This window comes from Hydrogenophaga sp. (assembly GCF_051007235.1).
Classification (GTDB): Bacteria; Pseudomonadota; Gammaproteobacteria; order Burkholderiales; family Burkholderiaceae_C; genus Hydrogenophaga.
Window position 1 is genome coordinate 1 of the sequence record NZ_JBPCSJ010000383.1, and the last position, 6612, is coordinate 6612.

3 protein-coding genes are annotated in these 6612 nt (G+C 69.5%); all 3 read left to right on the forward strand.

The window, feature by feature from the left end; genetic code table 11:
* Window positions 1-174 precede the first annotated feature (174 nt).
* The 3 genes from uca (at window position 175) to ACR2JA_RS13730 (ending at window position 6592) form a co-directional block, all read left to right on the forward strand.
* Window positions 175-3795: an urea carboxylase gene (gene uca / locus ACR2JA_RS13720; RefSeq protein ID WP_434009639.1), complete on the forward strand. Its 3621-nt coding sequence runs from the start codon at window positions 175-177 to the stop codon at window positions 3793-3795.
* Window positions 3796-3964: 169 nt separating this feature from the next.
* Window positions 3965-5806, forward strand: a complete 1842-nt coding sequence (gene atzF, locus ACR2JA_RS13725) for an allophanate hydrolase (protein WP_434009640.1) — start codon at window positions 3965-3967, stop codon at window positions 5804-5806.
* Between the two features lie 339 nt (window positions 5807-6145).
* Complete coding sequence (locus ACR2JA_RS13730) at window positions 6146-6592, forward strand: hypothetical protein (protein WP_434009641.1); 447 nt, start codon at window positions 6146-6148, stop codon at window positions 6590-6592.
* Window positions 6593-6612: the final 20 nt, after the last annotated feature.

The following is a 6612-nucleotide window of genomic DNA, read 5'->3' on the forward strand; positions in this document are numbered from 1 at the left end:
ACACCCCCCTGCGCCGCTTCGCGTCTTCCCCCCAGGGGGACCACACCAGCGGCCCGGCGAAGCCGGTTCCGCGGTGTGCCCTGGACCGTGCACGCATCTGTTTCTTCCATCTGACGACGGGACGACCCGTCTGATGTCATCGCCTCGGCAGGACGGCCTGCCACCGGAGAGCCCATGTTCCGCAAGGTCCTGATCGCCAACCGCGGCGCCATCGCCTGCCGCATCATCCGCACGCTCAAAGCCCTGGGCGTGCAGAGCGTGGCCGTGTATTCCGAAGCCGACGCGCAGGCCCGCCACGTGCGCGAAGACGACGAGGCGTATCTGCTCGGCCCCGCGCCCGCGGCCGAGAGTTACTTGAAGGCCGATCGCATCCTGCAGATCGCCCGCGACTGCGGCGCCGAGGCCATCCACCCCGGCTACGGCTTCCTGTCGGAGAACCCGGGCTTCGCCCAGGCCTGCGAAGACGCGGGCATCGCCTTCATCGGCCCCACGCCCGAGCAGATGCGCGCCTTCGGCCTCAAGCACACGGCGCGCGACCTGGCCGAACAGCGTGGCGTGCCGCTGCTGCCCGGCACCGGCCTGCTGGCGGATGCCGCGCAGGCCCGCGCCGAGGCGCTGCGCATCGGCTACCCGGTGATGCTCAAGAGCACGGCCGGTGGCGGCGGCATCGGCATGCGCCTGGTGTGGAGCGAAGACGAACTCAGCGACGCGTTCGCCTCGGTGCAGCGTCTGGCCAGCGCCAACTTCAAGGACGCCGGCCTCTTCCTGGAGAAGTACGTCGAGCAGGCGCGCCACATCGAGGTGCAGGTCTTCGGCGACGGCGCGGGCACGGTGCTCGCGCTGGGCGAGCGCGACTGCTCGGTGCAGCGCCGCAACCAGAAGGTGATCGAAGAAACCCCCGCGCCGGGCCTGAGCGACGCGCAGCGCAGCGAGCTGCACGCCACCGCGGTGCGCCTGGCGCAGGCGGTGAACTACCGCTCGGCCGGCACGGTGGAATTCGTCTACGACGCGGCCACCGGCCAGTTCTACTTCCTCGAAGTCAACACCCGCCTGCAGGTGGAACACGGCGTGACCGAGCAGGTCACGGGGGTCGATCTGGTCGCGTGGATGGTGCAACTCGCGGCCGGCGACCTGCCGCCGCTGGCCACGCTGGCGCCCACGCCGCAGGGCGCGTCCATCCAGGTGCGGCTGTACGCCGAAGACCCCGCGAAAAACTTCCAGCCCAGCGCCGGTCTGCTGACCGAGGTGGTGTTTCCCACGGACGCGCGGGTTGACGGCTGGGTCGAACGCGGCACCGAGGTGCCCGCCTGGTACGACCCCATGCTGGCCAAGCTCATCGTCACCGCGCCCGACCGCGAGCAGGCGCTGGCGAAGTTGGACACCGCGCTGGCCGCCACGCGCCTGGCCGGCATCGAGACCAACCTCGGCTACCTGCGCCAGGTGGTGCGCGACCCGGTGTTCCGCGAAGGCCGGCAGGTCACGCGCTTCCTCAACAGCTTCCACTTCCGCCCCGCGACCGTTGAAGTGGTCGAGCCCGGCGTGCAGACCAGCGTGCAGGACTGGCCCGGCCGCCTGGGCCACTGGGACGTGGGCGTGCCGCCCAGCGGCCCCATGGACGGCTATGCGCACCGCATGGCCAACCGCCTGGTGGGCAACGCCGACGACGCGGCCGCGCTGGAGATCACGCTCTCCGGCCCCACGCTGCGCTTCAACGCCGACGCGGTGATCGCCGTGACCGGTGCACCGGTCAAGATGCTGCTCGACGGCGCACCGTTGCCCCAGTGGCAGAGCCACCGCGTGCCCGCCGGCAGCGTGCTCGCCATCGGCCGAGCCGAGGCCGGCGCGCGCCTGTGTCTGGCCGTGGGCGGCGGCTTCGACGTGCCGCTGTACCTGGGCAGCCGCAGCACCTTCACGCTCGGCCAGTTCGGCGGCCACGCCGGCCGCCACCTGCGCACCGGCGACGTGCTGCACCTGGCCGCGCCCGGCGCCGGCACGGCCGGCGTGAGCGCCGCCCCCGACACCGTGCCCGCCTTCACCCACCACTGGGACGTGGGCGTGCTCTACGGCCCGCACGGCGCGCCCGACTTCTTCACAGAGGGCGACGTGGCCACCTTCTTCGCCACCGACTGGGAGGTGCACTACAACTCCAGCCGCACCGGCGTGCGCCTGATCGGCCCCAGGCCGCAGTGGGCGCGTGCTGACGGTGGCGAGGCCGGCCTGCACCCGTCCAACATCCACGACAACGCCTACGCCATTGGCGCCATCGACTTCACCGGCGACATGCCGGTCATCCTCGGCCCCGACGGCCCCAGCCTCGGCGGCTTCGTCTGCCCGGCCGTGGTGATCAACGCCGAACTCTGGAAGCTCGGCCAGCTGCGCCCCGGCGACACGGTGCGCTTCCACCGCCTCTCGCTCGATGAAGCACTGGCCCGCAGCGCCACGGTCGAAGCCGCGCTGACCTCCCTCACGCAACCCCTGCCCGCCACACCGGCCGACGACGCCACGGCCCACCCCACGCCTGTGGTCCACGAAGACCCCGCGCGCGAAGACGAGGCCGTGCCCGCCATGGTGGTGCGTCAGGCCGGCGACCGTTACCTGCTGGTCGAGTTCGGCCCGCTGGTGCTCGACATCGAACTGCGCCTGCGCGTGCACGTGCTCATGCAGGCGCTGCAAGCGCGCATCGAAGCCGGCACGCTGCCCGGCATCGTCGACATGACGCCCGGCATCCGTTCGCTGCAGTTGCACTTCGATCCATCGAAGGTCTCGCGCGCCGAGTTGCTCAAGGTGCTGGTCGAGGCCGAGGCCGCGCTGCCCGCCGTGGATGACATGGAAGTGCCCAGCCGCATCGTGCACCTGCCGCTGAGCTGGGACGACCCGCAGACCAAGCTGGCCATCGAGAAGTACATGCAGTCGGTGCGGCCCGACGCGCCCTGGTGCCCGAGCAACATCGAGTTCATCCGCCGCATCAACGGGCTGGACAGCATCGACGAGGTGTTCAAGGTGGTCTTCGACGCCAGCTACCTGGTGCTGGGCCTGGGCGACGTGTACCTGGGCGCGCCGGTCGCCACGCCGGTGGACCCGCGCCACCGCCTGGTGACCACCAAGTACAACCCCGCGCGCACCTGGACGCCCGAGAACGCTGTCGGCATCGGCGGCGCCTACCTCTGCGTCTACGGCATGGAAGGCCCCGGCGGCTACCAGTTCGTCGGCCGCACGCTGCAGATGTGGAACCGCTGGCGCCACGGTGAGCCGGGCTCGGTGTTCGAGCAGCCCTGGCTGCTGCGCTTCTTCGACCAGATCCGCTTCGTGCCGGTGGATCAGGACGAGCTGCTGCGCATCCGCGCCGCCTTTCCGCACGGCGGCTACGCGCTGCAAGTCGAAGAGACCAGTTTCCGCCTGCGCGACTACCGCCGCTTCCTGGCCGACAACGCGCCCAGCATCGGCGCCTTCAAGGCGCAGCAGCAGGCCGCCTTCGACGCCGAGCGCGAGCGCTGGGCCGCGAGCGGCCAGCTCACCTACGCGGGCGACGCCGACGTGGCCGCGGCCGACGCCAGCGTCGAGCTGGACCTGCCGCCCGGCGGCCGCCCGCTGGCCAGCAGCGTGCCCGGCAGCGTGTGGAAGGTGCTGGTCAGCGAAGGCCAGCGCGTGGCCGCGGGCGACGTGCTGCTCGTCGTCGAGTCCATGAAGATGGAATTCAGCGTGCTCGCCCCGCAGGACGCCACCGTGCACCGCCTCATGTGCCGCGAAGGCGCGCCCGTGGCCGCCGGCCAGGACGTGCTGGTGCTGGTGGAATGAAACACCCCCCGCGCCGCTTCGCGTCACCCCCCTCAAGGGGGGCGGCACCAGAGGCCCGGCAGAGCCGGTTCCTCGATGCCCCTGGAGGGGACCGCTTCACGCGTCGCGGGTGGCGCTCTGGCGCCATGGATAACCGAACCACATTCAGATCCTTTTCACGGAGCCTCCGATGGACCTCAGCACCCTCAGTTTCGACCTCGCCAGCCTGCGCGCCGCCTACGCCGCCGGTACCCCGGTGCGCGCCGTCATCGCCGAGGCCATGCGCCGCTGCGCCACCGACGAGAACAACGCTTTCATCCACCGCCTGACCGACGCCGAGATCGAGCCCTATGTGGAGCGTTTGGAAAGTGCTGACGGCGTGGACCCGGCCAGCCTGCCGCTCTACGGCGTGCCCTTCGCGATCAAGGACAACATCGACCTCGCGCACATCCCCACCACCGCGGGCTGCCCCGAATACGCCTACACGCCGGGCGAGAGCGCCTTCCTCGTGCAGCAGCTCATCGCGGCCGGCGCCGTGCCGCTGGGCAAGGCCAACCTCGACCAGTTCGCCACCGGCCTCAACGGCACCCGCTCGCCCTACGGCGCCTGCCGCAACGCCTTCAACCCAGACTTCGTCTCGGGCGGCTCCAGCAGCGGCTCCGCCGTGAGCGTGGCCAAGGGCTGGGTGTCGTTTTCGTTGGGCACCGACACGGCCGGCTCGGGCCGCGTGCCCGCGAGCTTCAACAACCTCATCGGCCTCAAGCCCAGCATCGGCCTGCTCTCGGCCACCGGCGTGGTGCCGGCCTGCCGGTCGGTGGACACCGTGTCCATCTTCGCGCTCACCGCCGCCGACGCACAGGCCGTGCTGGCCGTGGCCGCGGTGCCCGACGAAGCCGACGCCTTCAGCCGCGCGGCCAAACCCTTCGGTGTGGACTTCTCGGCCGGCTCCTTCCGCTTCGGCGTGCCGTGCCCGCAGGACCTCAACTTCTTCGGCAACGACGCGACGGCCGCGCTGTTCGCCGAATCGGTCGAACGCCTGAAGGCCCTGGGTGGCACTGCCGTGGAGGTGGACCTCACGCCCTTCCTCGACGCCGCGCGCCTGCTCTACGAAGGCCCGTGGGTGGCCGAGCGCTACGTCGCCATCCAGGACTTCATCGAAGCGCAACCCGAGGCCGTGTTCCCGCCCGTGCGCACCATCATCGAAGGCGGCAAAACCAAGACCGCCGCTGACGCCTTCGCCGCGAGCTCCAAGCTCAAGGCCCTCAAGCGCGTGTGCGACGCGGTGTGGCAGGACGTGGACTGCCTGCTCACGCCCACCGCCGGCACCATCTACCGCATCGCCGACATGCAGGCCGACCCGATCCGCCTCAACAGCAACCTGGGCCACTACACCAACTTCATGAACCTGCTGGACTACGCCGCCGTCGCGGTGCCCGCAGGGTTCCAGGCCAGCGGCGACGCCCAAGGCCTGCCCTGGGGCGTGACCCTGGCCGCGCCCGCGTTCAAGGACGTGCCGCTGCTGCGCCTGGCCGATCGCTTTCACCGCGCGCAGGCGGCGTTGTCACTCGGCGCCACCACCGCAACGCTGGCCGACACCCCCGCCCTCAACAGCACCGACCTGCCCAAAGGCAGCAACACCCCCGGCACCGTCAAGGTCGCCGTCTGCGGCGCACACCTCAGCGGCCTGCCGCTCAACTGGCAGCTCACCCAACGCGGCGCGCGCCTGCTCGGCGCGGTGCAGTCCGCGCCCGAATACAAGTTCTACGCCCTCGCCGGCGGCCCGGTCCAGCGGCCCGGCATGGTGCGCGTCAACGAAGGCGGCGCCGCGATCGACATGGAAGTCTGGGAACTGCCCGCCGAACACTTCGGCAGCTTCGTCGACGGCATCCCCGCCCCGCTGGGGATTGGCAAGGTCAAGCTGGCCGACGGGTCGTGGGTGAGCGGGTTTGTGTGTGAGGCGATCGGGGTCGAGGGTGGGACCGAGATCACGGAGTTGGGGAGTTGGCGGGCTTGGATGGCGAAGAAGGGCTGAGGTTCGGTGCCCGCTCTTGGCGTGAGCGGCTTCGATGCAGCGAACTCGACGGACCAGCGTGTCTGCCACGATGATCCGCGCACTGGTTCGACCATGAGGAATCGGACATACCGGAGGCTTCCATGCTGCGGACGCCAGGTGATGACATGTGGTGATGGCATATTCTTGTGCCTGCACACCTTGTCACCATGACTCCTGTCCATGTCTATTGATCGAGCTTCTGGAGACGCTCCGCTGTCTGCCAGCTGGACCGCAATCGCGGCCGCTGTAGCTTCGCTCTTGGGCTTGTGGCCCTGCCGGTCGATGTACCAGGGCATGGGCGATGGAGTGGGCTGGTTCTTGCTCGTGATCTTCGCACCCATCGTGTTCACCGCTGTGTTCATGCTGGGCTTCTTCCCCTTGCTGTGGCTGCTGAAGCGACAGTCCAGTCCGAATGCACGCTGGGGCTTGTGCTTGATACCTGCTGGCGTCTTGCTTGCCATGAACGGTGTGCCAGGCCTGTTGGGGATGGGTGCCTTGCTCTTCATGACCATCAGCGTCTACATCGACACTTCTCGCAAGCTTGTCGATAGCCAGGACCTCAAGACCTTCTTGAGGGGCAACAAACCCGTCGTCCACATTCCCTTGGTTGATACGCCCGTCGTGAACCGATTGAAGGACGACAAACCTGTCGGCAACAGCCTCATCGACGCACCACCTGTCATGGGCAAGCCCCATGTTGACCAGCCGAGCCAAGTGCACGTGAGGGCTGGCGCCCTCGCGGGGTACGACATGCCATTTTGGTAGCGTCTTGAATTCGACGAACT